The organism is Spiroplasma endosymbiont of Lariophagus distinguendus (assembly GCF_023846195.1).
Taxonomy (GTDB): Bacteria; Bacillota_I; Bacilli_A; order Mycoplasmatales; family VBWQ01; genus Spiroplasma_E.
On record NZ_JALMUW010000002.1, the window covers coordinates 1 to 25,654 of the forward strand.

Consider the following 25,654-nt stretch of genomic DNA (forward strand, 5'->3'; position numbering starts at 1 on the left):
AATCATTTTTTCATTTTTATAAAAACCCCCTTTTTTATACACTTATTATATTATTATTTTAAAAAAAATAAAAAAATACATTTTTAAATGTCAACAATATTTTTTATCGATTAAAATGTATTTTTTATATTTAAAATTATTATTTTAACTGTATAAAAAGTATAAGCCATTAACTATTTTAAAAGTAATAACTTTAACTTTATATAAAAAAATACAAATTAAAAAACTAATTGTTTTTTAATTTGTTCACTAATTTCTTTACTTTCTAAAACTTCAATTAACTTTAAACCAAATTCAAATACAGCACCAATTGATTTTCCAGTTATAATATTATTATCAACTACTACTTTTTCATCTAAAATAATACTTTTATTTAAACCAATATTAGTGCCTGGATAATGCGTAATTTTTTTGTTATCTATTAAATTTAATTGCCCTAAAATTTGCGGTGCTGCACAAATAGCAGCAATAAACTTATTACTATCTTTAGCAAAAATAACTAACATTGATTTTAATAATTCATTTTTGCTTAAGTTTTCTACTCCAATTTTACCACCCGGTAAAATTAGCATCTTATAACTTAACAAATCAATATCACTGATTTTCTTTTCACATAAAATAAAAACATTATGACTTGATTTGATTTTTAAGTCATTTTCAATACTTACTAAATCAATAATAATATTAGCCCTTCTTAATAGATCAATAGTAATTATTACTTCACCCATTTCATAGCCTGTTGCTAAAAAAATGGCTACTTTAAACTTCTCATTATTACTCATTATTTCTTTTCAATTCATTATTTAATTTAAAAACATTAATAGCATTTTCCCTAGTTGCATTAATAATACTTTGTTTTGGGATCTTCTTTAATTCAGCTATTTTATTAACTGTAAATATTATATTTTCTGGATGATTAATTGTTAATCCATTTTTGGGATTTTTGCCTCTTTTTGGTTCAGGAGTTAAATATGGCGCATCTGTTTCAACTAATATTTTATTAATTGGTATATTTTTTGCTACCTCTTGTAACTTCAAAGCATTTTTATATGTCACATTACCTGCAAAAGAAATATAAAAACCTTGTTTTATAAATTTTTCAGCTATTACTTTTGTTCCCGTAAAACAATGAAGAACACCATTAGTAATATTTTCTTTTTTAATAATTTCAAAAGCATCTTCAAACGCATTACGAATATGTAATAATACAGGTAATTTATGTTCTTTAGCTAATTTTAGTTGTTCAATAAATCATTTTTTTTGCAATTGTGGTTCTGTAAATTTATGATAATAATCTAATCCAATTTCACCAATAGCAACTACTTTACCGGTTGCTATTAATTTTTTCAATTCTGAAATAGTATTACTATCGCAAGTATTTACTTCTGTTGGATGAATACCTACAGCTGCATAAAGATTAGGAATTTTTTCTTCACTCTCAAATTCATAAATTTGACTAACAGCTTGCTTACTAGTATTTAAGTCAAAACCAACATTACAAATACTACCAATACTATCACCTGCTGAATAAGCATCAGTTAATAATTTTAATATTTCTGTTTCATCATAATGTTTTGACATTAAATGACAATGAGTATCAAAAATTCCATTATTAGCCATATATTTTACCTTCCCTTTTATTTTCCTAAACAAAATCTTTTAAAAATTTCATCTAATAAATCAGTTTCAAATTTTTTACCTTGCATTTCTAAAATCTTATTTCATGCAGTTTGTAAGTGAACAATAATTAAGTCTATCGAAATATTCTTTTTTAAATCTTTTAATGCTTCTGAAATACTAAGTTCAATTTCATCCAAATATGCTAATTGTCTTGTATTCGCAAAAAGTAATTCTTTATCAAAATTAATTTCAGTAGTTATAATTTTATTTTTTATTCCTAAAATTAGATTTTCAATTTCGCCCATTATTGCACTAACTTTTACCACATTAAAATTATTTTTAATGTCTAATTTTAATTTTAACCTTAAATCCGTTTTATTAATAGCAATAAGGTAATTTTTATGTTTTATTTTTTCTAATAATTGTTTATCCTCAATACTTAAATCTTTTGAACCATCTAGTACTAATATTATTAAATCTGCTTCGTTTAAAGCCTTATGTGATTTATCAATACCTGCTTTTTCGATATCATTTAAAGTATGACGTATACCTGCTGTATCAATTAAATTTAAACTAATATCACCCAAATTAATTTTGCCTTCTACCAGATCTCTTGTTGTTCCTTCTTCATTAGAAACAATAGCTTTATCTTCATTTAAAAGCACATTTAATAGGGAAGATTTTCCAACATTAGGTTTTCCAATAATAACTGTATTAATTCCCTCTTTTATAGTTTTAGTAATTTTACTATGTTCTTTAATAACTTTTATTTTATTTAAAAATTTTTCAACTAAAGGAATAACATTATTAATTGTTTTTTCCTCAACCCCATCGTATTCAGGATAATCAATATTAACTGTTATATTAGCAATTAAAGTTAGTAATTCTGAAGATAATTCATCAATTAGTATTCTTGTTTTACCACTTAAACTATTAATAGCGGTTTTTAAAATAGTATTATTTTCAGCCATAATTAAATCATTAATAGCTTCTGCTTCAATTAAATCAATTTTATCATTTAAGTAAGCTCTTCTCGTAAATTCTCCTCTTGTTGCCATTCTCATACCTGTAGATAGTAATAATTGCAAAATTTTTTGTGTTATTAGCACTCCACCATGACAATTAATTTCAATTGTATCTTCACCTGTAAAAGATTTGGGAGCGCGATAACATGCCAAAACAACTTGATCAATTTTATTCTTATTATGATCAATAATATATCCTGTTATTAAAGTGTGACCTTTTTGATTTAAAATATCTTTATCAAAAACCTTATTTAATAGCTCATAAGTATCTTTTCCTGAAATTCTAATAATACTAATTGCTTGATTTAAAGGGGCGGTTGCAATTGCAGTAATAGTATCATTTAACATTTTTTCCTCTTTTCATTTAAACAATCTAAGATTTAAAATCTTAGATTACTCTAATTTTCCAATCTAATTACTACATGACGGTTATAACCTATAGCTTCAGAAAAACTTGATATTCCTTCAATATTTTTAACTATTTCATGTATAATTTTTCTTTGGTTATTAGGCATTGATTCAAAATGAAACATTTCTTTACTTATTCTTATTTTTTTTATAATTTCATATATTCTAATTTTTAAATTTTGTTTTTGAATATTTAAATAATTATTAACATTTATTACTATTTGATAGTTTCTTTTAAATTTTGTTTCTAAATAAGTAATAAGTAAATTTTGTAAAGCACTAATTGTATAACCTTTTTTGCCAATTAAAATTGAATTTTCATTTTTACAATTAATATTAATATAAAATTTATTACCATTTAATATTATTTCTTCTTGATAATTTTTTATATTAAAAAGTTCCAATAAATCATGTCATTTATCATTTAAATAATTTTTAACATCATTTTCGTTAAAAATAAAAATTTTAGTAATGGTTTTAAATAAACGTTTTTCTATACCTAATTTTATATAAAATGTCTTGGGGGGTAAATTTTTGATAGTTTTTTCTAAATCAATATTTTTTTTAAATGATTTAATTTCCATCTTTTTTTCTCCACATTATAATAAATTACTTATTTTTTTTAGGTTGAACAACTATTTCAGATTTTGTAAATATCTTTTTAATCTTACTTGAAAATGGTGTACTAATTGTACCATTTTTTTTATAACGGCTACGTTTATGTTTATTATAGTAATGAAAACCAAGAGTTTGAAATATTTGTAATATTCCAGAAATAATTCAATAAATGCCTAATCCTGAAGGAGCAACACATACATAAAATAAAAACATAAAAATCATAACGCTTTGAATAATAACTTGTTTTTTTAATGCAGCTTTTACTTCTTTAGTTTTAATCTTCTGTCGTGAACGATTTAAAAACATCGGTAATAACATAGAAACTAATTGTGTTGGTATATATATAACAATAATTATTAAATACATAAATTGGCCATGGGTAACCATAGTTCATGGTTGTTCAACTAAACTAATAGCACCAACAACAGTATTTTTTAATAAATTAGTTGATTTCATAACAGTAAACATAGCTGTTAAGAAAGGAAGTGATAAAAACATTGGAATAAAAGCAGCCATTGGATTTATTCCTTCTTTTTTATAAATAGCCATTAATTCCATTTGTTGTTTTTGTTTTGCACTTGGATCACGTGAATGTTTATATTTGGCTTGAATTTCGGAAGTTTTCATTTGCACTGATTGCATTTTTTCCTGATTTTGTTGGGCTTTAAAAGTAAATACTAATGTAATAAGTTTAATAATTAAGGTTGTAAAAATAATAGCAAAAATAACACTTACTGATCAATATTTTGAATTTACATCAACTCCACCACTTAATCCAGCAGAAATACTAACTAAGATTCAAGCAATTGGATAAACAAACATTCCAAAGAACGGTGATTTAGTTTGCGTTCAAGCTTCACTTCATGTTCTAATCCCTGTAAATCCATATTCATAAATATTATTACCATTAAAATGAAAAATGTGATTTTTTGCTACATCACTGTTACCAATAAGTAATTCAAAAAAAACAGCCGCTACATTATATTTTTGAAAATCATAAGCTGAAATAACATCACTAGTTGCAACATTAGGATCACCCATAGTCTGACCGCAACCTCAAAGTGTTGACATCAATAAAAAAGTCCCTAAAATAATTTTAGTTCATTTTCATGTTATTTTTAATCAAACGTTTTTTTTCTGTTGTTCAGGAAATAAAAACTTTTTATATTGCATTAATTTTACTCTCCTATAATGGGATTTTCATTAAAAGATGTAATAAAGATCTAAGATTTTCTTCATATGTATTAGATAAATAATTTTTTCTAATCATAATTACTATATCTACTGGTCAATCTTTTTTAATATCTACTAACATTCCTCGTACTTGACGTTTAATCTTATTACGTGCAAAAGCAAAACGAACTAGTTTTTTTCCTACTGATACACCTACTCGTATAGTTTCAAAATCTACTCTATTCATATAATAGATAAAAAATTGACCATTTGAAATACTTTTTCCTTCATTAATTAAATATTTAAAATGATGATTTTTCAAAAGGCGGTATTTTTTTTCCATATTTTGTTCACCTTATTTTATTTTTTAAACTATGCTGTTAATTTTTTACGTCCTCTTTGACGTCTTCTTTTAATAACATTAATCCCTGTCACAGATTTCATTCTTGCAAAAAAACCATGAGTTTTTTGATGTTTTCTCTTACTTGGTTGATATGTCGGTTTCATTTTTTTCTCCTTTTTTTAAAATTCTAATAAAAAATCATTAAGAGTATTCTAACATAATATTTATATCTTAACAAATTATTCTGTTTATTTTTAATAAAAACAATATTAGTTTAACAAAAAAATAAATCATTTATAATATTAAATAATAAATATTATTTTTTTTTATTTTTTTTTAAAAGTATAATACAGATTATAATTATAAAAAAGTTATCAACATTAATCCACAATTTATCCACAATAATTATATTAATTAAAGAGGTTTTTAAAATGAATGACACTGATAATAAACGAGAAAACTTTCAAAATATTTGAAATAAAGTTAGAAATTTTCTTCAATATGATGAAATGATTGATCCAAGTATTTTTAATAACTATATTAAAAACACTTATATTTATGATATTTTTGAAAATAAATGTTTAATTATTGTTGATTCACTATTTGCAAAAGAAATTTTAACTAAAAATATAACATTTAAAGTTAAAGAAATTTTGGAAAGAATTATTCAACAAAATCTTCAAATTGAATTTTTAGAACTTAATGAAGCAAAGAAACAAAAAATATATGTAGAAAAAGATTTTGTTGAATTTAATAAATTGCAACAAATTAAAAAACAATTTCAATTTAATAACTTTGTTAAAGGTGAATCAAATAACGATGCTTATCAAGCAGCATTTTCAATTACCATAGAACTTGGTAGGTATTGAAATCCCTTATTTATCTATGGTAATTCTGGATTAGGAAAAACACATTTACTTCATGCTATTGAAAATGAAATACTAACAAAATATAATAATCAAAAAAAAGTACTTTACTTATCTTCTGAAGAATTTGGTCGTATGGTACCAGAAATTATTAAACAAAATGTTAATGATATTGAAAAATTTAAAGATTCATTTAATCAATACGATGTTCTTCTAGTTGATGATATTCAATTTTTAGCTAATCGTAGTAAAACAAATGAAATATTTTTTCATATATTTAATAGTTTTGTTAACAAACAAAAACAAATTGTTATTACATCAGATAAACATCCTGATGATTTATATGGTTTTGAAGAAAGAAATGTTTCAAGATTTCAAAGTGGTTTAAGTGTTGGTATTGATTCACCAGATTTTGAAACTTCATTAATTATTTTAAAAGAAAAAATTAAGTCTTTAAATTATGATCCAAGCATTTTTACTGAAGAATCTTTAAGTTTTATTGCTTTAAATTTTAATAGTGATGTTAGAAAATTAGAAGGAGCATTAAATAGATTAATTTTTTATAGCATTTTATATATAAAGCCTAATCATTTAATAGTGCTTGAAGACGTTATGAAAGCTTTTAAAACATCAAATACTTCATTAAAAGAAAAACTAACTATTAAAAAAATTAAAACAATTGTATCTGAATATTATAATATTCCAATCAAATTATTGATTAGTACTTCTAGAGTTAAAACGATAACAATAGCACGCCATGTAGCAATGTATTTAATAAAAACACTTTTAAATGAATCATATACAAAAATTGGTTCTGAATTTGGAGGTAAAGATCATACAACAGTAATGAATGCTTATAACAAAATTAAAAAAAATATTGAAACTAATTATGAATTTAAAAAAAATATTGAAAGATTATCACGTGAATGTTTAAAACACAATTAATCCACTATTTTAATCATAAATTATTAACTTATAAAATCCTGATTTTTTACTGATTTTATAAGTTAAAATTAGTTATTCACATTAATCCACATTGTAATATTATTAATAATTAAATAAATAATAGTAATTAATATATATATAATATATAATTAATTATTAATGTTTAAAAATGGGAGATATTTATGAAAATCGAAATCAAAAGTTCTATATTATTCAAAATAATAAAAAAAATAATAAAAATAACAATTTCTAATAACAATTATGAAGAATTATCTTGTTTTTTATTAGAAGTTGAAAAAGAAAAAATAATATTAACCGCATCTAATGGTAATTTATCATTAAAATATGAACTAAATAATAATGAAAAATATTTAAAAATATTAAATATTGGTTCAGTATTAATTAATACTAAAATTATTTATGATATTTTTAGTAAATTAGAAGATGAATGAATTTTATTTGAACTTAAAATTAATAACTTAATCATTAGTAATTTTAAAAATGATAATAATGATTTTATCTTCAAACTAAGTACGTTGACAATTGAAAAATTTCCAAAAATTAACTTTAATAAAAATATTAAAAATAAAGTATCTTTTAATAAAAGTTTGTTACAAAATATAAATGAACAAATTGCTTTTGCAACAAATACAAACAATAATAAACCAGCATTAAGTGGAATTAATTTTAAATTTAATGATCAAAAGTTATTTGTTACAGCAACTGATGGATATTGTTTAGCAAAAAAGTGATTTTCTTTTGAAGAAAAATTAGAATTTAGTAATAAAGAGTTTAATATTCCAGTTCATTTATTAAATGAAATTGATAAAATTACTAGTGATTTAAATTCAAATATAAATTTTTATTTTGAAAATGATTATAATTTAATTATTGAAATTGAAAATTTTTTATTTCAAACACGAATGATTGAAGGTACTTATCCAAATACGGATGATATTATTAAAAATATTATAGAAAAAGAAAAAAATATTATTGAAATTAATAACGTTAGAGAATTTTTAAAAATTATTGAATTATCAATAATTTTAGCAAAAAAAGATACTTCACCTATGATTCAATTTTGAATCAATGTGGAAAAAAATGATTTTAAAATTAATTGTTTATCTAATAATGATAGTATAGGTGAAGTAATTGAACAATTTAAAAAATTTCATATTGTGAAATCTAAAAGTTTAAAAGAAGAAATAAAAGTAGTTTTTAATTCAAAATTAATTATTAATGCTTTAAAATCTTTTAATAAATGTAAAAAAGTAAATTTGAAAATTTCTTGACCAAAAAATTATACAATTATTGATAGTGAAGAAGAAACTGGGTTATTACAACTAGTTTTACCAATTGGAGAAAAATAATATGATATAACTAAAATAGTTATTTTTAATTAATAAGCTAAGAAAAGGTAAAAAATAATGAAGAAGAAATTACAATTGTTAAGTATGTTTACTATTTTAATTTTTACTAATTTAAATATAATTGCTTGTAAAAATAAGCAAGATAGTATTAGTGAATTTTATGTTTTAGGAGATAGTTTATCAGATACTGGTGCAGGAACATTTGCACAAAATCAATATTTAGAAAATAGTAATAGTAAATTTAAACATTTTCAATTAGATAAACCTTATTATAATAATTGTTGAAGTAATAATAAAGTAGCTTCACAATTAATTGCTGAAAAATTAAATATTAATTTTAAACCTGGGTGATTATTTAACATCAATGGTAAAACATTTCAAAGTTTGGGTAATAATTATGCTTATGGAGGAGAAGTTGCTGATAGCAGTGATAATAATTTAGATATTATTAAAACTTTTGATTTGTCTCATCAAACACAAATGTTGTTACTACAACATTCTTTACAAAAAAAAGATGTTATTTGAATAGAAATGGGAGCTAATGATATTGGTAATTTAATGAATAAAACAGATCCTATTATTATTAACAGTAAGATTAATAATGTAATAAATGAAGAAAAAAAAGCAATAAAATTATTAATTAAAAATGGTGCAAATAAAATTATTATTAGTGATGTTCCTGACTTAACATTAACACCAAAAATTAAAAAGATATTACATAATAATCAACAAAAAATACAAATAGCACGTAAAACATGTATTGAATATCAAAAACGATGAAAAAAAAATGATATTAGAAATGAAAATAATTTATAAAAATATTATTACACCTTTTTTTCTTTCAAGAGAATTAGCAACTGATATGAATAATTTTAAAAATAAAATTCCAGATGGAATTGTTGAAACTAGTGCTACAATTTGTAAAATGATGTCTAAAGAAACAAAATATTCTTATAAACCAGTTTTTAATTCTGGAGTTAATGAAAGTAATTTAAATAAATATTTTTATTTTGATGAGTTTCATCCAGGTATGTGATTTCATCAACAAATGGCAAATAGTATTATTAATTTAATAGAAAATTTTAAATAGATTTTTTGTTAAATATTTTTAAAAAAGTAATTTATTATTTTTGAATAAAGATTTTTTAATTTTTCTTTTAAAAAAATTATGTTGTTTTAAATCAAAAAAAATGTATAATTTATACATAAAATGTAAAATAATATGCTTATTTTAAAGAATAAAAAGTCTTTTTTTGAATTTATTTTTGAAATTTTAAATATTTTCATTATTAAATTAATGAAAATATTTAATGATGAAAGAGAGTGAAAATAGTGAGCACAAGGACTCCAAATGATTATAATGCTAACTCAATTCAAGTTTTAAAAGGACTAGAAGCAGTTAGAAAACGACCTGGAATGTATATTGGTTCCACTGCAGAAAGAGGATTACATCACTTAGTTTGAGAAATAGTTGATAATGCTGTTGATGAAGTTATTGCCGGTTTTTGTACAAAAATTTCTGTAACTATTACTAAAAATAATGAAATATTAGTAAAAGATAATGGTCGAGGTATTCCTACTGATATACATCCAAAGACTAATATTTCAACAGTAGAAACGGTTTTTACTACATTACATGCTGGTGGAAAATTTGATAATGGTTCTTATAAAGTATCAGGTGGTTTGCATGGTGTTGGTGCTTCAGTAGTAAATGCTTTAAGTAAGTATTTGGAAGTTACTATTTACCGTGATGGTAATATTTTTTTTCAAAAATATATTGAAGGTGGTAAACCAGAATTACCATTGGCAGTTATTGGACAAAGTGATAAAAAAGGAACAACTGTTTTATTTAAACCTGATGAAAGTATTTTTACTGAAACTGTAAATTTTAGTTTTATAATAATTAAAACAAGGTTAAGACAACTTGCTTTTTTAAATAAAGGTTTAACTATTCAAGTTATTGATGAACGTGAAAATAAAGAAGAAACTTTTTGTTATGAAGGGGGCATTAAAGAATATGTTGCCTTTTTAAATAATAAATTTGAACCTTTAAAACATGAAATTATTTATGGAGAGTTTGAAATAAATGGTATAAACACAGAAATAGCTTTTCAATATAATGAAAGTGAAGAATCTCAAATATTTTCATTTTGTAATAATATTAATACACCTGAAGGTGGAACACATGAAGATGGTTTTCGTTTAGCATTAACAAGAGAATTGAATTCTTATGCGAAAAAAAATAATCTTTTAAAAAATAATGATGAAACATTTACTGGTGATGATGTTAAAGAAGGAATTTTAGCAATTATTTCAGTTCAACATCCTAATCCACAATATGAAGGGCAAACTAAAACAAAACTTGGTAATTCTGAAGTTAGAAAAATTGTTTCTAATGTAACTGGAAAAATAATTAATAAATTTTTATTGGAAAACCCTGCTGAAGCAAAAATTATTATTAACAAAGTTATTTTATCAGTAAGTGCACGTTTAGCATCTAAAAAAGCACGTGAGAATATTATGACTTCGAGAAAAAATCCTTTACAATTTTCTAATTTACCTGGTAAATTAGCAGATTGTTCTTCTAAAGATCCAACTAAAACAGAAGTTTTTCTTGTCGAAGGTGAGTCAGCTGGTGGAACTGCAAAGTTGGGAAGAAGTAGAGAAATTCAAGCAATTTTACCATTAAGAGGGAAAATAATTAATGTTGAAAAAGCACGACTTTTAAAAGTTTTTTCTGACGAAGAAATAAATAATCTTATTATTTCCTTTGGTTGTGGTGTTGGTAAAGAATTTAATATTACTAAATTACGTTATCATAAAATTATTATTATGACTGATGCTGATGTTGACGGTTCACATATTAAAACATTATTATTAACATTTTTTTATCGTTACATGCGTCCCTTAATTGATGCTGGTTATATATATATAGCTCAGCCTCCTTTATATAAATTTTATAGTGGTAAATTTGTTAAATATGCATATAATGATCAAGAATTGCAAGAAATTAAAGATAATTTTAATGGAACTAATTTTAACATTCAACGTTATAAAGGTTTAGGAGAAATGAATGCCACACAATTATGAGAAACAACTATGGATCCACAACATAGAATTTTATTACAAGTAAGTATTGATGATGCTTCAGAAGCAGATGAAACTTTTTCAATATTGATGGGGAAAGATGTATTTCCACGAAAAGAATTTATTCAAGAAAATGCTAAATATGTAAAAAACATTGATGCTTAAAAGTTAATAAAATAAAATTAGGAGTTTATATATGAGCGAAATAACTAAAAAAAATGAAACATTTATTTCTAATAAATATGTTCGTAATATATCTGATGAAATGAGAACTAGTTTTTTAGAATATTCAATGTCAGTTATTGTTTCAAGAGCTTTACCAGATGCAAGAGATGGATTGAAACCAGTACATCGTCGAATTTTATATTCTTTAGCAATTTTAGGTATGACATATGATAAACCTTATAAAAAAGCAGCACGTATTGTTGGAGAATGTATTGGAAAATTTCATCCTCATGGTGATATTGCAGTTTATGAAACAATGGTAAGAATGGCACAAGAATTTAATTATCGTTATCCTTTAGCTGATGGCCAAGGTAATTTTGGTTCAATTGATGGTGATAGTGCTGCTGCTATGAGATATACTGAAGTTAGAATGAGTAAAATGGCAGGAGAGTTGGTTAAAGATTTAAATAAAAATACAGTTACTTTTGTTGAAAATTATGATGGTGCTGAAAAAGAGCCTAGTGTTTTACCAGCTTATTTTCCTAATTTATTAGTTAATGGAACAACAGGTATTGCTGTTGGAATGGCAACAAGTATTCCACCACATAACTTAAGAGAAATAGTTGATGCAATTATTTTTGTAGCTCACAATCCTGATTGTGATATTATGGAAATATTAGATATTGTTAAAGGACCTGATTTTCCTACAGGTGCAATGATTTTAGGCGTAAATTCATTTAAAAATGCTTATTTAAACGGAAGATCAACAATAACAGTTCGTAGTAAAACTAAAGTTGAAAAATTATCAAATGGTAAACCTGCAATTATTGTTGAAGAAATACCTTATCAAACTAATAAAACTAATTTAATAAATAATATAGTTAAAGCAGTTCAAGAAAAAAAAGTAAATTATATAACTGATTTGCGAGATGAATCTAATCGTGAAGGAATAAGATTAGTATTAGAAATTAAAAATATTGATTATGCTGAACTTATTTTAAATCAACTATATAAATTTACTTCATTACAAACAACATTCACAATAAATTTATTAGCATTACATAATAAACAACCTAAAGTAATGAATTTAAAAGAAATGATTGAAATTTATATTGAACATCAAATTGAAATTATTCTTAATAAGTCTAATTTTGAATTAAAAAAATATGAACATCAATATCATATTATTTTTGGTCTTGTTAAAGCATTACAAAATATTGATGAAATTATTAAAATAATTAAGGAATCAAAGAAAACAGAAGAAGCATTAACTAATTTACAGAATAAATTTGAATTTTCTGAAAAACAAGCTAAAGCTATTTTAGAAATGAAACTGCAACGTTTAACAGATTTAGAACAAGAAAAATTAAATAATGAATTATCATTTATTAATGAAGAAATTATTCGATTAAGAACTTTAATTAATGAACCTTCTAAGCAAATAGAATTAATGATTTCTCAGTTAACAACAATTAAAGAAAATTATGGTGATGATAGAAGAACTGAAATTATTGAAAATTATGAAGGTGAAATTATTGATGAAGCTTTAATTAAAGAAGAACAGGTGGTTATAACGCTTTCAAAAAGTGGTTATATTAAACGTTTACCTTTAGATACATATAGAACTCAACATCGTGGTGGTGTTGGTGTTAAAGGTGCTGGTGGCACTGATATTAATACTGATGATATTGATAAAGTTTTAATTACTTCAACTCATTCTGATTTGTTAATATTTAGTAATAAAGGAAAAGTTTATCGAATTCGTGCTCATAAGGTACCAAATTATTCAAGAACAGCTAAAGGAACACCAATTGTTAATTTAATAGCAACAGAAAAAAATGAGACTATTAAAACAATAATTGCTATATCAGAAGATTATGATATAAATGCTAATTTATTTTTTGTTACTAAAAAAGGAATTATTAAACGTTCAACTTTAGATCAATTTAAATCTATTTACCAAAATGGTAAGATAGCTATTAAATTGCGTTCAAATGATCAATTAGTAGATGTTCTGAAAACTACAGGTAATAATGAAATAATTATTGCTGTGGCTAATGGACGAGCAGTTAGAATCAATGAAAATCAAGTTAGAGTAATGTCAAGAATAGCCAGCGGAGTAAAAGGAATAGATACAAAAGGTACTCATGTAATTGGAATGTGTTCTAATCAAGATGGTGATTTAGTTGTCTCTATTAGTGAGAAAGGTTATGGAAAAATATCACGATTTGAAGAATATCGTTTAGCAAATCGTGGTGGTAAGGGTGTAATTTCTATGAAATTAGCTCAAAAAACAGGAAAATTAATTGGTATAAATTCAATAAATAACACTAATAATAGTAATGATTTATTAATTATGACTTTAAAAGGTACAGTTATTAGATTTTCTTTAGAAGATATAAGAACTACAAGTAGAAATACTATAGGTGTTAAATTAATTAGATTTAAAACAGAAGATGATGCAATTTCTTCAATTGTAACAATCCCAATCACTAAAGAAAAAACTATTTTTATTGATTAATTTAAGAGGTGCTAAAATGATTGATATAGAAAAAATACGTAATAATTTGGAAAAAACTATTAATAAAATAGAAACAAGGGGCCAAAGTTATAAAAATGAAATAAATAAAATTTTTAATTTAGATTTAGAAATAAGAACTTTAAAAACAAAAAATCAAAAATTAGAAGAAACAAGAAATAAGCAGTCTAAACAAATTGGTGAATTATTAAAAAATAAAAAAAATGATCAAATAAAAAAAATTAAAGATGATATGATTATTTTAAAAGAAAAAATTATAAAAAATAATTTAAAAATTGTAGATTTAGAAGATAAAATATATGAATTACAGTTAGTAATTCCTAATATACCACATTTTTCAGTTCCACAAGGAAACGATGAAACTAATAATCAAGAAGTTAGAAAATGAGGGAAAGTTATTAAAAAAAATAGTAAACCACACTGAGAAATTGCTGAAAAGTTAAATATAATTGATTTTTCAAAAGCAACTAAATTAAGTGGTACTAGATTTATTATGTATAAAAATAAAGGTGCTTTATTAGTTAGAGCATTAATGAATTTTATGATTGATTCTCATTTAAAAAATGGTTATTCTGAATTTTTACCACCATTAATTATTAATAAAGAAAACTTATTTGGTACAGGGCAACTTCCTAAATTTAAAGATGATTTATTTCAATTAAATAACGAACAGTATTTAATTCCAACAGCAGAAGTTCCTTTAACAAATATTTATCGTAATGAAATTATTAATTTTTCTGAATTACCAATAAAAATGTGTGCTTATACACCATGTTTTCGTTCAGAAGTGGGTTCTGCTGGTAGAGATACAAGAGGAATAATTAGATTACATCAATTTAATAAAGTAGAATTGGTTCAAATTGTTGATCCTGAAAAATCTTATGATGCCCTTGAAGAGTTAACTAATAATGCTGAATTAATTTTACAAAAATTAGATATTCCTTATAGAGTTATTAATTTATGTAGTGGTGATATTGGTTTTAGTGCTGCTAAAACTTATGATTTAGAATTATGATTACCTTCTCAAATGTGTTATCGTGAAGTTTCTTCATGTAGTAATTGTGAAGATTTTCAAGCAAGAAGAATGGAAACTAGAGTTAGTCAAGATAATAAGAAAATAGTTCCACATACACTAAATGGATCGGGATTAGCTATTGATCGAGTTGTTGCAGCAATTTTAGAAAATTTTTATGTTGAAGAAGATAATGTTGTAAATATACCTATTGTTTTACAACCTTATATGAATAATTTAAAAACTATTTAATTTATAATGTTTCACGTGAAACATTATAAATTAAAAAAAATGTATTTTTTTATAAAAAAATTGTTATAATTAATAATGCCACTGCAACAATTACATTCGAACCGGGTCAGGACCGAAAGGTAGCAGCCATAAGGATTAGGATTGTGTGCGGTGGTTTTATTTTGAAAAATAAAAAAGAGGTTTCTTTAAATGAAAAAACAAAATTATATGGAAATTGCCTTAAAGCTTGCTAAAAAAGCTGCTATTAATGGTGATGTTCCAATTGGTGCAATTATTGTTGATGAAAATGATAATATTATTGGTAGAGGATTTAACAAAAAGGAAAAAGACAAAGATCCAACTCAACATGCGGAAATTATTGCAATAAAAAAAGCATGTAAAAAAATTAATAATTGACGTTTATTAAATTGTACTATTTATACAACATTAGAACCATGTTTAATGTGTGTAGGGGCTTTGTTACAAACAAGAATAAAACATATTGTTTTTGCTTTAAAAGATAGTAAGTTTGGATGCGTTGAATCACTCTATAATTTAACATTAGATAAAAAATTTAATCATCGTAGTGAATATACTTATTCTTTAAACTTAGATAGTAAAGAAATGTTACAAAGTTTTTTTGGAGAAATTCGTAATTTATAATCGGACTTCTCCCCACATGTACTTGTGGAGGAAACAATGAAATTGAATGAGTTCAACAATACTTTTCAAACAGAACAAGATTGTTTGAAATATATAGTAAGTTTGAAGGAAAATAAATGTATCAGGTGTTATTGAACAAATTTGAATACTTCTGATTTAAGAAGAATAAGATGTTTGAAATGTCATCAAACATTTAGTATTCTTCATGGCACCATTTTTTACAAGTCACAAATACCTTTGAAATCTTGGTTTTATCTCATCTTTAGATGAATAAACACCAAACATGGAATTCCATCAACTGATGTTGCAAAAGAATTGGGGGTAACTTTGAAAACTGCTTGAAGAATGGGTCATAAAATCAGAACTTGTATTGCCAAACAAGAATCACAATTTATTGTTGAGGGCATAGTGCAAATGGATGAAATGTATCTTTCACATATGGGTTTTAAAAAACAAGGAAGATCCTTGGTGAATAAAACCTTGATTGTTGGTATTTATGAAAAAACAACCAATAAATTAATTGTGAAAGTATTGAAAAATGCAAAAAGTAAAAATCTTTTGCAGTTTGCAAGAAACCACATTTCTTCAAAGTGTCATGTACATACTGATTTTTGAAAAGGATATTGCGATTTTAAATCGGTTTTCACTAAGCATGAAACAGTCAATCATCAAGATAGCTATGTTTCAAAAACTGGTGTAAATACCAACCAAATTGAATCAGTTTGAAAACATATAAGAAGAACATTTAAAACACATATCAAAGTTGCAAAACATCATGTTCATTTATATGCAAAAGAAGCTGCATATAAATTCAATAAGATACCTAGTTTTGAAATTGTAATGCTATGTTTGATTTAAAAATGTGGGGAGAAGTCCGTAGATAGGCTTTTCTCAGCATTTATGTGATAAAATTTAAAAATAGTACATAAAGGGAGAAAAGCCTTTATAATAATTGTTTTTATAACAAATTTTATAAAAAATTGTTAGGATAAATATAGGTGATTTAAATGAAACATAAATCTTTTTATAGAAAGTATCGACCAAATTCTTTTTCAGAAATAATTAGTCAGGATAATATTGTAAGAATATTAAAAAATTCTATTTTAAATAATAGTTTTAATCATGCTTATTTATTTTCAGGCTCAAAAGGTACAGGAAAAACATCAACGGCTAAAATATTTGCTAAAGCAATTAACTGTCAAAATAACATTGATGGAGATGCATGTAATACTTGTGAAAATTGTATAAACATTAGTTCAAATAATTGTATTGATATTTTAGAAATTGATGGTGCTTCCAATAATGGTGTTGATGAAATAAGAAGTATTAGAGATAATATTAACTTATTACCGATGAATTTTAAATATAAAGTTTATATTATTGATGAAGTTCATATGTTAACAACTTCTGCTTTTAACGCATTATTAAAAACCTTAGAAGAACCACCACAACATATTATTTTTATTTTAGCAACAACAGAACCATATAAAGTAATTCCAACTATAATTTCTCGTTGTTTATGATTTGAATTTAAAAAAATTAATGTAAATGAAACTAAAAAACATTTTATTGATGTTTTAACAAAAGAAAAAATTAATTTTGAGGTTGAAGCAGTAGAGGAATTAGCAATATTGAGCGAAGGATCTTTACGTGATGGTTTAAATTATTTAGAAAAAACATTTAATTATTGTAATAATATAACACTTAAAAATGTTGAAAAAATATTTTCTGTTTTATCAACAAAAAATAAAATATTATTTTTAATTAATATATTTAATTGTAATATTGAGCAAGTAATAAAACAATTAACATTATTTGATGAATATACTATTCAATATAAAAAAAATATTATTGATTTTATTTACATTCTTGAAGAAATATTAATTTATGCTATTACTAAAAAAACAGAATTACTTAAAATGATAAATATTCAACAAGTAAATATTTTTTCTGAAGTAGTAAAATCTGATTTACTTTTAATTTTGAATTCATTTAATGACATTTTAATTCAAGAAGATGTTGATGATTTAAAACCAACATTAATACTAAAAATATTAAATTTAATTAAAAATTTTGAGAATAAATATTCATTAAATTATTTAGAAAAAACAAAAATATCTATTATGAATATAGAAAATAAAAGTATAAATTTAAATAGTAAAGATGAAATAACAAAAATTTTAAAAAAAAGCGAAATAGATAAAAATAATGAAGAATTAACTTCAATTTTAGTAAAAGAAGAAAATACTAGTATTAAAGAAAAAGAAATTTTTAATGTACCAACTGTGAAAAATTTAAAAAATGATGAGATAATTGATAAATCCATTAATTTAATTTTACAAGCTGATAAAAATATTAGAAAAGAAGTTAGTGAAAAGTGAAAAAATATTTCTAAATTTATTAATGATAATAAATTTAGAAACATAACTAAAGTTTATATAAATACTATTATTGCGGCAGCATCTACTAATGGCATTATTATTATTACCAAAAATATTATTCAATCTGATTTAATAAATCAAAGTTTTTTAAGTAAAGAACATAGAGAATTTTTAAATATTTTATTAGAAAATGAATACATGATTTATGCCCTTGATAAAAATCAATGACAGGAAACAAGAAAAAAATATCAAGAGTTACTAACAAAAAAAATATTACCAAAACCAGTAGATATTGTAATATCAAAACCTGTAATTGAGTCATTTACCAATGTAGATAGAGATCCGACTTTAAATTTTATAAAAAAAATATTTACTGAAATTGAAGAAATATAAAAATATGAGGTGAAAAATATGGATATGAAAAGAATGTTAGCACAAGCACAAGCAATTCAAGGAAAGTTAACAAAATTTAAAAAAGAAGAATTTACTTTTTCTGATATTGATGGTTTAGTTAAAATTATTATAACAGGTGGACGTAAACTAGTTTCAATTAATATTGAAGGATTATTAAAAGAAGCAGAAAATGATTATTCAAGTATTAATGATATGCTACAAACAGAACTAAATAAAGCATTAAAACAAATAGATGAAAAAGAAAAAAATATTGCTGGCAAGTTTTAGAAAAGTTTAGTAATTTTAGCATAGAAAGAGGTAGAAAAATGTTATTTATTACCTTTGAAGGGCCAGAAGGTGCAGGTAAAACTACAGTTTTAAAAATGATTAAAGAACAATTAAAACAAGATGGTTTTGATGTTATTATTACGAGAGAACCAGGTGGTAGCGAAATTTCTGAACAAATAAGACAAGTTATTTTAAATAAAGAAAATACATTAATGGATCCATGAACAGAAGTTTTGCTTTATATTGCAGCTAGAAGACAACATTTAATTGAAAAAATTCTGCCAAATAAAAACAGTAATAAAATCATTATTTCTGATCGTTTTTCTGACTCAACTTTAGCATATCAGGGTTATGCTAGAAATTTAGATATTGATAAAATAAATCTTATTCAAAAGCTTATTTTTGAAGATTATCAACCTGATTTGACAGTTTTATTTGATATTAAACCAGAAATAGGTTTACAACGAATTTTATTAAGAAAAGGTGAAAAATTGAATAGATTAGATGAAGAAACATTAGAATTTCATCAAAAAGTATATAATGGTTATAAAAAAATTGCTATTAGTAATCCAAATCGCGTTCATACAATAAATGCTAATTTATCAGAAAAAAAAGTTTTTAATAGTGTTTATGAACTAATCATAAATTTAGTTGAAGAAAAAGGTTTTAAAGAAAAAAAAATTAAAATTAGAGGATCTAATGAAGGAAAATAATGTAATTTTATTTGAAAATGAAGAATCAGAAAATTTTTCTATTTTTGCAATGGAAAATATTCCACAGGTAATTTTATTGTATTCGAAAAATAAAATATTAAATATAAATGTTAGTAATAAGTTAATAAAAAAAATTGTTTGTAAGAATAATAATCAATTAAAAAAATGTACTGAAGAAAATATGTGTCAAAATTGTTTTAAAATTAAAACTAATAGTTATTTTGATTTTAAAAAATTTGATTTTAGTAAAAATAATATTATGAATAAAAATATTGTTTTAGAAATTATTAATGATTTTTCTAAAACTAATTTAGAAAAAGATGCTAATAAAATTTATTTAATAAATCAAATTGAATTTTCTTCAACTTCAGCCTCAAATGTTATGCTTAAAACTTTAGAAGAATTATCTAAAAATATTTATGTAATTTTTACTACCACTAATATTAATCAAATACTCCCTACTATTAAATCTCGTTGTCAATTGATAAATTGTTCAAAAGAAAATGATATATTTGTTAGTAACGATTATGATGATGAACAATTATTAATTTTAAAAATATTTTCAAATACTACTTTTTTGACAGATGAAAGCAGTAAACTTAAATTAAAAAAATATATTGAAATTATTAAACAATTTATTATTAATGATAATGATAAAAAAGTTAACAATCAACTTTTGAATAAAAAAATAATTAGTTTAAAAGAAGAAATTATTTACTTTTTTAGATTTTTTAATTTAGTAGTTTTTAATAAATTAACTTTTCTTTTATTTAAAAAGTATGATTTTAATAATTTTTTTATTGAAAGTTTAGTTAATTTATGAAAAAATAGTAATTTAAAAAACATAGCCTATATTTTAGAACAAATTTCATTTACAATTACTAAATTAAAATTTAATGTTAACTTAAATTTATTAATAAATTCTTTTCTTATTAAGGTAAGTGATAATTAAACTATGGAAAGTACAAAAAAAATTTTAATTTTAAATCAAGATGATAAAAAAATTAAGCTTATTCAAAGAAAAGATATGTTTTGTGTTTCTTTGGATACTATTTTATTAAGTAATTTTATTAAAATAAAACCCAGTACTAAAACAATAATTGATTTTGGAACTAATAATGCTGTTATTCCAATAATTTTAGCGGCAAAATTTCAAGGAAAAGTAATTGGTATTGAAATTCAAGAGCCAGCTGTTGAACTTGCTTTAGAAAATATAAAACTTAATAATTTAGAAAAAAGAATTGTCATTGTTCATGAAGACATAAAAATTTATGCTCAAAGAGAAAAAGAAAAAGTTGATTTAATTGTATGTAATCCACCTTTTTTTCCTTTATGAGATAAAAGCAAAGTAAAAGCACAACCTTTAAAAATTGCAGCAAGACATGAAGTATATATTAATTTAGAGGAGATTATTGCTAGCGCAAGTAAATTATTAAAAGACAAAGGGCGATTGGTTATGATAAATAGTGTAGAAAGAATAAACGAAACACTGCTTTTATTAAAAAAATATCAAATTACACCTAAAAAATTACAAATAGTTTATCCTAAAATTAATCAGGCTGCCAATGTTTTTTTAATTGAAGCAGGATTTTTAGCGAAAGAAGGAATGATTGTTTTGCCACCATTGATTTGTCATAATGAAAATAATACTTATATTGATGAAATAGCAAAGTGATATAAATAATCTTAATATAAGTGTAAGGTTAGGTGTTTAAAATGAATATTAATTGATTAAATAAACTTAATAAAAAAATAACTTACTTATTAGCTGTATCAGGTGGTCCAGATAGTATGTTTTTATTAGATAATTTAGTACGTAATGAGTTTAAAATTATTGTTTGTCATGTTAATTATCATAAACGTTGAAGTAGTAATGTTGATGAGCAAATTGTTCGAGAATATTGTACAAATAATAAAATAACTTTAGAAGTAAAAAATATTAAAGAAGAGGAATACAATAAAAAACAAAATTTTCAAAGTCAAGCACGTGTACTTAGATATGATTTTTTTAATGAAATTGCTCAAAAATATCAAGTTTATAATCTTGTTGTAGCACATCATATTTACGATTTACTTGAAACATATATTATTCAAAAACAACGCAAGGCAATAGTTTCTTATTATGGATTAAAATTTAAAACAACATATAAATCTTTATCGGTTTATCGTCCAATGTTAGAATTAAAAAAAGAAGATATTATTGACTATTTAACTTTGTATCATATTAAATATGGATTTGATGAAACAAATGAATTAATTATTTATGAAAGAAATCGAATTAGACAACAACAAATTAATAAACTTACTGATTTTGATATTAATTTAATGTTAAGTGAAATTAAAGAATTAAATAGTGAACAAGAGTTACTGAAAGATGAACTTGAAGTAATTTATAATACCATTATTAATGATGATGTGCTTGCTATTAATGAATTTAAAAAATATGAATTTAAATTACAACAAATGATTATCTATGAATTTTTAAGCCAATATGATGAAGAATTAGTTTTATCTTTAAAAAAGGCTAAAATTAAAGAAATAGTTAGAGTTTTAACTAAATCTAGTAAACCAAATATTACTATTTGTATTTCTGAAAATACTTGAGTTATTAAAGAATATAATTTTGCATATATTAGTGAAAAAAATGAACCAAAACAATTTAGTTATAAAATTTCTAAAATAAATAACTATAATTTTAAGGAAATTACTATTTCTAAAACTGAACCAACAGGTGGTGAATTTCAAGCTTTATATATTAATAAATCAGATTTTCCATTAACAATTAGAACTAATAATGGTGAAGAAGAAATTGAGACACCATTTGGTACAAAAAAAATTAATCGTTTATTTATTGATAATAAAATTCCATATCGTGAACGTCTTATATGACCAGTAATCATAAATTCAAGCGGAAAAGTAGTGGCAATTCCAAAATTATCAGTAAATAAAAACAATATTAGTGAGAAACCTAATTTGTATGTGCTAAAATATTATGGTATTATTTAAGAAAATAAATTAGAAATTAAACGTAGGTGAAAAAATAATGCAAACGCGAATTAAAATTAATTGAATGATTGTTGCACTATTCGTTGCTTTTTTAGTATTTGTTGGAATTTTATTGTGATATTTTTTAAGAGGTAATGCTTTAACTTTAGATCAATTTCAATTAGAAACATTACTTAGAGATGGTAAACTCCCTGGCAATAGTAGTGACACTGTTAGTAAAATTGATGGAGTACAAGTTCAATTTTTTGATCATACTACTTATATTACAGGTTTTTTAGGAATTAATGGTAAGGTAAAACGATTTGAAGCGACAGTTTCTGGAACTGCTACAGGTGGTTTTTATCATGATGTTATTGAAAAATTATTCAGAAAAGATAAAGAGGGTAAAGGCTTTGATATTAACCCCACAATTATTAGTGAATTAGTTCCGTTTTGAAAAACATTTTTAATTAGTATGTTTCCAATATTAGTATTAGTTGGTGGTTCATTTTGATTATTTTCTAAAATGAATAAAATGGGTGCCGGTGGTGGCATGAGTCCTTTTTCAATGGGAAAAAGTCGTGCTAAGATTAGAACATCAGATACTAGATTTACTGATGTTGCTGGTATTAAAGAAGAAAAATTGGAATTAGAAGAAGTTGTTCATTTTTTAAAGTTTCCACAAAAATATGCACAAATGGGTGCAAGAGTGCCAAAAGGAGTTCTTCTTGTAGGACCGCCTGGTACTGGTAAGACTTTATTAGCAAAAGCAGTTGCTGGTGAAGCAGGTGTTCCTTTCTTTTCAATTTCTGGTTCTGAATTTGAAGAAGTTTTTGTTGGAGTTGGAGCTTCAAGAATTAGAGAAATGTTTACTACTGCTAAAAAAAGTGCTCCTTGTATTATTTTTATTGATGAAATTGATGCAGTAGGAAGAAAACGTGCCTCAGCTTCAACTGCAACTAATGAACAAACTTTAAACCAATTATTAGTTGAAATGGATGGATTTGAAACTAACTTGGGAGTTATTATTATGGCTGCCACTAACCGTGCTGATGTACTTGATGAAGCGTTATTACGTCCAGGTAGATTTGATCGTCAAATTTCTTTAAGTTGACCTAATATTAAAGAACGTGAAGCAATTTTACGATTACATGCTCGTAATAAAAATATTTCGCCAAAAGTTAATTTTCAAAGAATAGCAGAGAGAACGCCAGGATTTAGTGGTGCACAATTAGAAAATGTATTAAATGAAGCAACGTTGTTAGCTGTTCGTCATAATAAAACAGTTATTGGTTTAGTAGAAATTGATGAAGCTATTGATAGAGTTGTTGGTGGACCTGCTAAAACTTCAAGAGTAATTACTGATATGGATAAAAAAATAGTATCATATCACGAAGCTGGACATGCTCTTATTGGTTTAAAACTAGAATATGCTTCTAAAGTTCAAAAAGTTACAATAATACCACGTGGACAAGCAGGTGGATATACTATTATGACTCCTAAAGAAGATACTATGTTTTATTCAAAAGTACATTTAAGAGCAACTATTACTGGTTATTTAGGTGGTCGCGCTTCAGAAGAAATTATGTTTGGTAATGCAAATATTACTACTGGTGCTCATGATGATTTAGAAAAAGCAACAAATATTGCCAGAAAAATGATAACTGAATATGGAATGTCATCTGAATTAGGATTAGTTCAATTTGAAAGTCCACGTAATGAGTATTCACCTTTTGCAGCAAATAAGTTTTCTGATGATATTGCATCTAAAATTGATGGAGAAATTAAAAAATTATTAGATGTTTGTTATATTGAAGCAGTAGCAACAATTAAAAAACATAAAGATACATTAGAATTAATTGCTAAATCATTAATGACTTTAGAAACAATTACTGCTGAACAAATAGAATATATTGATAAATATAATAAATTACCAATTGAAGTAATAGAAATGCAAAAAGAAATGCAAAAAAATAGTAAAAATCTTTCCAAAGAGGATAATGAATCAAATGATAAAAAGGAAGATAATAATTCAGGGACTGATGATGATACAATATCAGTTGTTCCTAAGAAGAAATAATTAAATTATTATAATAAAAAACAAAACTTACTATTTTAATATTTTCAATAATGTGTAAGTTTTGTTTTATTTTCTTTTTTTATTTGGTAAATATAATATAAAAAGTAATAAGGAGAAAAACAATGTTGGAAAAACATGAATTAGTAGAAAAAATATTATTAAGTACTGATGTAATTAATAATAAAATTATTGAACTTGCAAAATCAGTTAATAGTTATTATAAAGATAATAAAGAGCCCATTATTTTAGTAGGGATATTAAGAGGATGTTTACCTTTTTTATCACAATTTATGTTAAATCTTAAGATTGATTGTTTGGTTGATTTTATGTATGTAGAGTCATATTTAGGGCAAACAAAGGCGGTAAATAAACCAAAAATAAGAATGGATGTTATTAATAATGTTAAGGGTCGTGATTTATTAATTGTTGAAGATATTATTGATTCAGGTAATTCGTTATTTAAAATTCGTGATCATTTACAAGAACTTGGAGCAAAATCGGTAAAAATAATTACTCTATTAGATAAGAAATCTAAAAGAGTTGCTAAAATTGAAGCTGATTGATATGGTTTTGAAGTTCCTGATCATTTTTTAGTGGGATATGGTCTTGATTACGATGAAAAATTGAGAAACTTACCTTATGTTGGTATTGCTGACCTTAATAAAATTGCAATTTTAGAAAAATGTAAAAAAGTAGTTAAGTAAATAAGTTTAGAAGTTAATAATAATATTAAAATTTTTATTTTTTAA

At 23.6% G+C, this 25,654-nt stretch carries 24 protein-coding genes and 1 other RNA gene; 18 read left to right on the forward strand and 7 right to left on the reverse strand.

The annotated features are described in order from the left end of the window. Nucleotides 1-218: 218 nt before the first annotated feature. The 7 genes from M0D11_RS00440 to rpmH are packed head-to-tail and all read right to left on the reverse strand — an operon-like array spanning nucleotide 219 to nucleotide 5,351. Nucleotides 219-800 carry a DJ-1 family glyoxalase III gene (locus M0D11_RS00440; protein WP_252319031.1) on the reverse strand — a complete coding sequence of 194 codons (582 nt, stop codon included), beginning with the start codon at nucleotides 798-800 and terminating at the stop codon, nucleotides 219-221. After that, a complete protein-coding gene (locus M0D11_RS00445; protein WP_174481418.1) occupies nucleotides 775-1,620 on the reverse strand; it encodes a TatD family hydrolase in 846 nt (281 codons plus the stop codon). The genes M0D11_RS00440 and M0D11_RS00445 overlap by 26 nt, the downstream gene beginning before the upstream one ends. Before the next feature lie 17 nt (nucleotides 1,621-1,637). After that, the gene (gene mnmE / locus M0D11_RS00450) at nucleotides 1,638-2,993 is read right to left on the reverse strand and encodes a tRNA uridine-5-carboxymethylaminomethyl(34) synthesis GTPase MnmE (protein WP_252319038.1); all 1,356 of its coding nucleotides are present in this window, start codon (nucleotides 2,991-2,993) and stop codon (nucleotides 1,638-1,640) included. 50 nt (nucleotides 2,994-3,043) lie between these two features. Then, nucleotides 3,044-3,637, reverse strand: coding sequence for a Jag family protein (locus M0D11_RS00455; protein WP_252319040.1), 594 nt, complete (start codon nucleotides 3,635-3,637; stop codon nucleotides 3,044-3,046). A 25-nt stretch (nucleotides 3,638-3,662) separates the two neighbouring features. Further along, a complete protein-coding gene (gene yidC, locus M0D11_RS00460; RefSeq protein WP_252319041.1) occupies nucleotides 3,663-4,844 on the reverse strand; it encodes a membrane protein insertase YidC in 1,182 nt (393 codons plus the stop codon). A gap of 13 nt (nucleotides 4,845-4,857) precedes the next feature. Then, complete coding sequence (gene rnpA / locus M0D11_RS00465) at nucleotides 4,858-5,187, reverse strand: ribonuclease P protein component (protein ID WP_252319042.1); 330 nt, start codon at nucleotides 5,185-5,187, stop codon at nucleotides 4,858-4,860. A gap of 29 nt (nucleotides 5,188-5,216) precedes the next feature. After that, nucleotides 5,217-5,351, reverse strand: coding sequence for a 50S ribosomal protein L34 (gene rpmH, locus M0D11_RS00470; protein ID WP_252319046.1), 135 nt, complete (start codon nucleotides 5,349-5,351; stop codon nucleotides 5,217-5,219). Between the two features lie 267 nt (nucleotides 5,352-5,618). Here rpmH and dnaA point away from each other — a divergent pair, with 267 nt between their 5' ends. From dnaA to hpt, 18 genes are all read left to right on the forward strand, one after another. Further along, nucleotides 5,619-6,998 carry a chromosomal replication initiator protein DnaA gene (dnaA, locus tag M0D11_RS00475; RefSeq protein WP_252319048.1) on the forward strand — a complete coding sequence of 460 codons (1,380 nt, stop codon included), beginning with the start codon at nucleotides 5,619-5,621 and terminating at the stop codon, nucleotides 6,996-6,998. Between the two features lie 182 nt (nucleotides 6,999-7,180). Beyond that, a complete protein-coding gene (gene dnaN / locus M0D11_RS00480; protein WP_252319050.1) occupies nucleotides 7,181-8,368 on the forward strand; it encodes a DNA polymerase III subunit beta in 1,188 nt (395 codons plus the stop codon). A gap of 57 nt (nucleotides 8,369-8,425) precedes the next feature. Next, a complete protein-coding gene (locus tag M0D11_RS00485; protein WP_252319052.1) occupies nucleotides 8,426-9,184 on the forward strand; it encodes an SGNH/GDSL hydrolase family protein in 759 nt (252 codons plus the stop codon). Next, a complete protein-coding gene (locus tag M0D11_RS00490) occupies nucleotides 9,168-9,458 on the forward strand; it encodes a hypothetical protein (protein WP_252319056.1) in 291 nt (96 codons plus the stop codon). The genes M0D11_RS00485 and M0D11_RS00490 overlap by 17 nt, the downstream gene beginning before the upstream one ends. Before the next feature lie 239 nt (nucleotides 9,459-9,697). Then, nucleotides 9,698-11,620: a DNA topoisomerase (ATP-hydrolyzing) subunit B gene (gene gyrB / locus M0D11_RS00495; protein WP_368862525.1), complete on the forward strand. Its 1,923-nt coding sequence runs from the start codon at nucleotides 9,698-9,700 to the stop codon at nucleotides 11,618-11,620. A gap of 31 nt (nucleotides 11,621-11,651) precedes the next feature. Continuing rightward, on the forward strand, nucleotides 11,652-14,141 hold the full coding sequence (gyrA, locus tag M0D11_RS00500; protein ID WP_252319057.1) for a DNA gyrase subunit A: 2,490 nt from the start codon (nucleotides 11,652-11,654) through the stop codon (nucleotides 14,139-14,141). Nucleotides 14,142-14,157: 16 nt separating this feature from the next. Next, the gene (gene serS / locus M0D11_RS00505; RefSeq protein WP_252319059.1) at nucleotides 14,158-15,423 is read left to right on the forward strand and encodes a serine--tRNA ligase; all 1,266 of its coding nucleotides are present in this window, start codon (nucleotides 14,158-14,160) and stop codon (nucleotides 15,421-15,423) included. A gap of 70 nt (nucleotides 15,424-15,493) precedes the next feature. Then, an RNA gene (gene ffs / locus M0D11_RS00510) (signal recognition particle sRNA small type) lies at nucleotides 15,494-15,588 on the forward strand. 24 nt (nucleotides 15,589-15,612) lie between these two features. Then, nucleotides 15,613-16,065, forward strand: coding sequence for a nucleoside deaminase (locus M0D11_RS00515; protein ID WP_252319061.1), 453 nt, complete (start codon nucleotides 15,613-15,615; stop codon nucleotides 16,063-16,065). Between the two features lie 237 nt (nucleotides 16,066-16,302). Further along, on the forward strand, nucleotides 16,303-16,923 hold the full coding sequence (locus M0D11_RS00520; RefSeq protein ID WP_252318950.1) for an IS1595 family transposase: 621 nt from the start codon (nucleotides 16,303-16,305) through the stop codon (nucleotides 16,921-16,923). A gap of 149 nt (nucleotides 16,924-17,072) precedes the next feature. Further along, nucleotides 17,073-18,839, forward strand: coding sequence for a DNA polymerase III subunit gamma/tau (dnaX, locus tag M0D11_RS00525; protein ID WP_252319067.1), 1,767 nt, complete (start codon nucleotides 17,073-17,075; stop codon nucleotides 18,837-18,839). An 18-nt stretch (nucleotides 18,840-18,857) separates the two neighbouring features. Further along, nucleotides 18,858-19,127, forward strand: coding sequence for a YbaB/EbfC family nucleoid-associated protein (locus M0D11_RS00530; RefSeq protein ID WP_210368440.1), 270 nt, complete (start codon nucleotides 18,858-18,860; stop codon nucleotides 19,125-19,127). A 38-nt stretch (nucleotides 19,128-19,165) separates the two neighbouring features. Beyond that, on the forward strand, nucleotides 19,166-19,840 hold the full coding sequence (gene tmk / locus M0D11_RS00535; protein WP_252319070.1) for a dTMP kinase: 675 nt from the start codon (nucleotides 19,166-19,168) through the stop codon (nucleotides 19,838-19,840). Continuing rightward, entirely contained in the window at nucleotides 19,827-20,792 is a 966-nt protein-coding gene (locus tag M0D11_RS00540) for a DNA polymerase III delta subunit-related protein (RefSeq protein WP_252319072.1), read from the forward strand. The genes tmk and M0D11_RS00540 overlap by 14 nt, the downstream gene beginning before the upstream one ends. 3 nt (nucleotides 20,793-20,795) lie before the next feature. Then, on the forward strand, nucleotides 20,796-21,524 hold the full coding sequence (locus M0D11_RS00545; protein ID WP_252319074.1) for a tRNA1(Val) (adenine(37)-N6)-methyltransferase: 729 nt from the start codon (nucleotides 20,796-20,798) through the stop codon (nucleotides 21,522-21,524). 32 nt (nucleotides 21,525-21,556) lie between these two features. Then, complete coding sequence (gene tilS, locus M0D11_RS00550) at nucleotides 21,557-22,846, forward strand: tRNA lysidine(34) synthetase TilS (RefSeq protein WP_252319076.1); 1,290 nt, start codon at nucleotides 21,557-21,559, stop codon at nucleotides 22,844-22,846. Between the two features lie 37 nt (nucleotides 22,847-22,883). Continuing rightward, nucleotides 22,884-24,905, forward strand: coding sequence for an ATP-dependent zinc metalloprotease FtsH (ftsH, locus tag M0D11_RS00555; protein ID WP_308699591.1), 2,022 nt, complete (start codon nucleotides 22,884-22,886; stop codon nucleotides 24,903-24,905). A 122-nt stretch (nucleotides 24,906-25,027) separates the two neighbouring features. Continuing rightward, nucleotides 25,028-25,609, forward strand: coding sequence for a hypoxanthine phosphoribosyltransferase (gene hpt, locus M0D11_RS00560; protein WP_252319078.1), 582 nt, complete (start codon nucleotides 25,028-25,030; stop codon nucleotides 25,607-25,609). Nucleotides 25,610-25,654: the final 45 nt, after the last annotated feature.